General features: G+C 50.9%; 2 tRNA genes and 3 rRNA genes. All 5 read right to left on the bottom strand.

Annotated features, from left to right (window positions below):
* Positions 1–39: 39 nt before the first annotated feature.
* The 5 genes from rrf to NTD89_RS03030 all read right to left on the bottom strand — a co-directional run bounded on the left by rrf (position 40) and on the right by NTD89_RS03030 (position 5,271).
* Positions 40–155, bottom strand: a 5S ribosomal RNA gene (rrf, locus tag NTD89_RS03050).
* A 170-nt stretch (positions 156–325) separates the two neighbouring features.
* A 23S ribosomal RNA gene (locus NTD89_RS03045) occupies positions 326–3,217 on the bottom strand.
* 251 nt (positions 3,218–3,468) lie between these two features.
* Positions 3,469–3,544 (bottom strand) — tRNA-Ala (locus NTD89_RS03040).
* 30 nt (positions 3,545–3,574) lie between these two features.
* Positions 3,575–3,651 (bottom strand) — tRNA-Ile (locus tag NTD89_RS03035).
* Positions 3,652–3,734: 83 nt separating this feature from the next.
* Positions 3,735–5,271: ribosomal RNA gene (locus NTD89_RS03030) — 16S ribosomal RNA — on the bottom strand.
* Together the 16S, 23S and 5S rRNA genes with 2 tRNA genes alongside form the textbook arrangement of a ribosomal RNA operon.
* Between the last annotated feature and the right edge of the window lie 375 nt (positions 5,272–5,646).

Below are 5,646 nucleotides of genomic sequence, written 5' to 3'. Positions count from 1 at the left end.
CCCCTGTTTGCGTTAGCAAACAGGGGCTTTGGAATTTAATCTTGACGATGACCTACTCTCACATGGGGAAACCCCACACTACCATCGGCGATGCATCGTTTCACTGCTGAGTTCGGGATGGGATCAGGTGGTTCCAATGCTCTATGGTCGTCAAGAAATTCGGGTACTGAGTCGTGACCATGCGGTCTCGCTTCAGCAAATTGGGTATGTGACAGCTTTCGGTGTTTTGTGAGGTTCGAACTTTCGGTTCATTTCGTCTTCACACACCGCAATCTGGTGCTCTTACGCTTTTCAGCTCGAAGCAAGCAAATTGCTTGGGTGTTATATGGTCAAGCCTCACGGGCAATTAGTATTGGTTAGCTCAACGCCTCACAGCGCTTACACACCCAACCTATCAACGTCGTAGTCTTCGACGGCCCTTCAGGGAACTCAAGGTTCCAGTGAGATCTCATCTTGAGGCTAGTTTCCCGCTTAGATGCTTTCAGCGGTTATCTATTCCGAACATAGCTACCCGGCAATGCCACTGGCGTGACAACCGGAACACCAGAGGTTCGTCCACTCCGGTCCTCTCGTACTAGGAGCAGCCCCTCTCAAATCTCAAACGTCCACGGCAGATAGGGACCGAACTGTCTCACGACGTTCTAAACCCAGCTCGCGTACCACTTTAAATGGCGAACAGCCATACCCTTGGGACCGGCTTCAGCCCCAGGATGTGATGAGCCGACATCGAGGTGCCAAACACCGCCGTCGATATGAACTCTTGGGCGGTATCAGCCTGTTATCCCCGGAGTACCTTTTATCCGTTGAGCGATGGCCCTTCCATACAGAACCACCGGATCACTAAGACCTACTTTCGTACCTGCTCGACGTGTCTGTCTCGCAGTCAAGCGCGCTTTTGCCTTTATACTCTACGACCGATTTCCGACCGGTCTGAGCGCACCTTCGTACTCCTCCGTTACTCTTTAGGAGGAGACCGCCCCAGTCAAACTACCCACCATACACTGTCCTCGATCCGGATAACGGACCTGAGTTAGAACCTCAAAGTTGCCAGGGTGGTATTTCAAGGTTGGCTCCACGCAGACTGGCGTCCACGCTTCAAAGCCTCCCACCTATCCTACACAAGCAAATTCAAAGTCCAGTGCAAAGCTATAGTAAAGGTTCACGGGGTCTTTCCGTCTAGCCGCGGATACACTGCATCTTCACAGCGATTTCAATTTCACTGAGTCTCGGGTGGAGACAGCGCCGCCATCGTTACGCCATTCGTGCAGGTCGGAACTTACCCGACAAGGAATTTCGCTACCTTAGGACCGTTATAGTTACGGCCGCCGTTTACCGGGGCTTCGATCAAGAGCTTCGCGTTAGCTAACCCCATCAATTAACCTTCCGGCACCGGGCAGGCGTCACACCCTATACGTCCACTTTCGTGTTTGCAGAGTGCTGTGTTTTTAATAAACAGTCGCAGCGGCCTGGTATCTTCGACCGGCATGAGCTTACGGAGCAAGTCCTTCACCCTCACCGGCGCACCTTCTCCCGAAGTTACGGTGCCATTTTGCCTAGTTCCTTCACCCGAGTTCTCTCAAGCGCCTTGGTATTCTCTACCCAACCACCTGTGTCGGTTTGGGGTACGGTTCCTGGTTACCTGAAGCTTAGAAGCTTTTCTTGGAAGCATGGCATCAACCACTTCGTTAACTAAAAGTTAACTCGTCATCAGCTCTCGGCCTTAAGATCCCGGATTTACCTAAGATCTCAGCCTACCACCTTAAACTTGGACAACCAACGCCAAGCTGGCCTAGCCTTCTCCGTCCCTCCATCGCAATAACCAGAAGTACAGGAATATTAACCTGTTTTCCATCGACTACGCTTTTCAGCCTCGCCTTAGGGACCGACTAACCCTGCGTCGATTAACGTTGCGCAGGAAACCTTGGTCTTTCGGCGTGGGTGTTTTTCACACCCATTGTCGTTACTCATGTCAGCATTCGCACTTCTGATACCTCCAGCAAGCTTCTCAACTCACCTTCACAGGCTTACAGAACGCTCCTCTACCGCATCACTTACGTGATACCCGTAGCTTCGGTGTATGGTTTGAGCCCCGTTACATCTTCCGCGCAGGCCGACTCGACTAGTGAGCTATTACGCTTTCTTTAAAGGGTGGCTGCTTCTAAGCCAACCTCCTAGCTGTCTAAGCCTTCCCACATCGTTTCCCACTTAACCATAACTTTGGGACCTTAGCTGACGGTCTGGGTTGTTTCCCTTTTCACGACGGACGTTAGCACCCGCCGTGTGTCTCCCATGCTCGGCACTTGTAGGTATTCGGAGTTTGCATCGGTTTGGTAAGTCGGGATGACCCCCTAGCCGAAACAGTGCTCTACCCCCTACAGTGATACATGAGGCGCTACCTAAATAGCTTTCGAGGAGAACCAGCTATCTCCGAGCTTGATTAGCCTTTCACTCCGATCCACAGGTCATCCGCTAACTTTTCAACGGTAGTCGGTTCGGTCCTCCAGTTAGTGTTACCCAACCTTCAACCTGCCCATGGATAGATCGCCCGGTTTCGGGTCTATTCCCAGCGACTAGACGCCCTATTAAGACTCGCTTTCGCTACGCCTCCCCTATTCGGTTAAGCTCGCCACTGAAAATAAGTCGCTGACCCATTATACAAAAGGTACGCAGTCACAGAACAAAGTCTGCTCCCACTGCTTGTACGCATACGGTTTCAGGATCTATTTCACTCCCCTCTCCGGGGTTCTTTTCGCCTTTCCCTCACGGTACTAGTTCACTATCGGTCAGTCAGTAGTATTTAGCCTTGGAGGATGGTCCCCCCATATTCAGACAAAGTTTCTCGTGCTCCGTCCTACTCGATTTCATGACTAAGAGATTTTCGCGTACAGGGCTATCACCCACTATGGCCGCACTTTCCAGAGCGTTCCGCTAATCTCAAAGCCACTTAAGGGCTAGTCCCCGTTCGCTCGCCACTACTAAGGGAATCTCGGTTGATTTCTTTTCCTCAGGGTACTTAGATGTTTCAGTTCCCCTGGTTCGCCCCTTACACCTATGTATTCAGTGTAAGGTAACCATCTTATGATGGCTGGGTTCCCCCATTCAGACATCTCCGGATCAAAGTCTGTTTGCCGACTCCCCGAAGCTTTTCGCAGGCTACCACGTCTTTCATCGCCTCTGACTGCCAAGGCATCCACCGTATGCGCTTCTTCACTTGACCATATAACCCCAAGCAATCTGGTTATACTGTGAAGACAACATTCGCCGAAAATTCGATAATACTCAATTACGAGTAACTCACAAATTTTACCTTAGCCTGATCCGTTACCAGTGAAAGTAACGTTCAGTCTATCTTTCTATCACATACCCAAATTTTTAAAGAACGATCTAATCAAAGACTAGAAATCAACATTCACCATCACCTGGATGGAATGCTCATTTCTAAGCTTTCAAAACTTTCAGAAGCAGTAGTGGTGGAGCCAAACGGGATCGAACCGTTGACCTCCTGCGTGCAAGGCAGGCGCTCTCCCAGCTGAGCTATGGCCCCGTATTTCTACAGGCGTTTCCCACACAAAATTGGTGGGTCTGGGCAGATTCGAACTGCCGACCTCACCCTTATCAGGGGTGCGCTCTAACCAACTGAGCTACAGACCCAATTTCGGGCTGCTTCTTTATCGTCTTCTTCAATGAATCAAGCAATTCGTGTGGGAACTTATGGAGCAGCTGATGTCGTCGATTAAGGAGGTGATCCAGCCGCAGGTTCCCCTACGGCTACCTTGTTACGACTTCACCCCAGTCATGAATCACACCGTGGTAACCGTCCTCCCGAAGGTTAGACTAGCTACTTCTGGTGCAACCCACTCCCATGGTGTGACGGGCGGTGTGTACAAGGCCCGGGAACGTATTCACCGCGACATTCTGATTCGCGATTACTAGCGATTCCGACTTCACGCAGTCGAGTTGCAGACTGCGATCCGGACTACGATCGGTTTTATGGGATTAGCTCCACCTCGCGGCTTGGCAACCCTCTGTACCGACCATTGTAGCACGTGTGTAGCCCAGGCCGTAAGGGCCATGATGACTTGACGTCATCCCCACCTTCCTCCGGTTTGTCACCGGCAGTCTCCTTAGAGTGCCCACCATTACGTGCTGGTAACTAAGGACAAGGGTTGCGCTCGTTACGGGACTTAACCCAACATCTCACGACACGAGCTGACGACAGCCATGCAGCACCTGTCTCAATGTTCCCGAAGGCACCAATCTATCTCTAGAAAGTTCATTGGATGTCAAGGCCTGGTAAGGTTCTTCGCGTTGCTTCGAATTAAACCACATGCTCCACCGCTTGTGCGGGCCCCCGTCAATTCATTTGAGTTTTAACCTTGCGGCCGTACTCCCCAGGCGGTCAACTTAATGCGTTAGCTGCGCCACTAAAAGCTCAAGGCTTCCAACGGCTAGTTGACATCGTTTACGGCGTGGACTACCAGGGTATCTAATCCTGTTTGCTCCCCACGCTTTCGCACCTCAGTGTCAGTATTAGTCCAGGTGGTCGCCTTCGCCACTGGTGTTCCTTCCTATATCTACGCATTTCACCGCTACACAGGAAATTCCACCACCCTCTACCATACTCTAGTCAGTCAGTTTTGAATGCAGTTCCCAGGTTGAGCCCGGGGATTTCACATCCAACTTAACAAACCACCTACGCGCGCTTTACGCCCAGTAATTCCGATTAACGCTTGCACCCTCTGTATTACCGCGGCTGCTGGCACAGAGTTAGCCGGTGCTTATTCTGTCGGTAACGTCAAAACACTAACGTATTAGGTTAATGCCCTTCCTCCCAACTTAAAGTGCTTTACAATCCGAAGACCTTCTTCACACACGCGGCATGGCTGGATCAGGCTTTCGCCCATTGTCCAATATTCCCCACTGCTGCCTCCCGTAGGAGTCTGGACCGTGTCTCAGTTCCAGTGTGACTGATCATCCTCTCAGACCAGTTACGGATCGTCGCCTTGGTGAGCCATTACCTCACCAACTAGCTAATCCGACCTAGGCTCATCTGATAGCGCAAGGCCCGAAGGTCCCCTGCTTTCTCCCGTAGGACGTATGCGGTATTAGCGTCCGTTTCCGAACGTTATCCCCCACTACCAGGCAGATTCCTAGGCATTACTCACCCGTCCGCCGCTCTCAAGAGAAGCAAGCTTCTCTCTACCGCTCGACTTGCATGTGTTAGGCCTGCCGCCAGCGTTCAATCTGAGCCATGATCAAACTCTTCAGTTCAAACATCTTTGGGTTTTTAAGAAACCCTAAACTTGGCTCAGCAATCGTTGGTTACATCTTTGATTTCTCGCGGAGTAACTTGTGATGCTGATAATCTTGTTGACTATCAGTCTGACTCCACAAGCACCCACACGAATTGCTTGATTCAGTTGTTAAAGAGCGGTTGGTTAAGATCTTTCGTCTCAACCGAGGCGCGCATTCTACAGCAGCCTCATTTGCTGTCAAGTGATTATTTTCAGAAGTTTTCGAAGATTTCTTCAACAACTTCAACCACTTGCGCTTCCGATCTCTCGTTAGCGGGAGGCGAATTCTACAGCGTTACACGCTGCTGTCAACACCTCTTTTTCTCCGCTTTCGACCGAGAAGATCGAAACG

This window comes from Pseudomonas sp. 14P_5.3_Bac1, from assembly GCF_025466135.1.
Taxonomy (GTDB): domain Bacteria; phylum Pseudomonadota; class Gammaproteobacteria; order Pseudomonadales; family Pseudomonadaceae; genus Aquipseudomonas.
The sequence above is the reverse complement of the archived record's forward strand: the minus strand, read 5'-3'. Positions and strand labels throughout refer to the sequence as shown.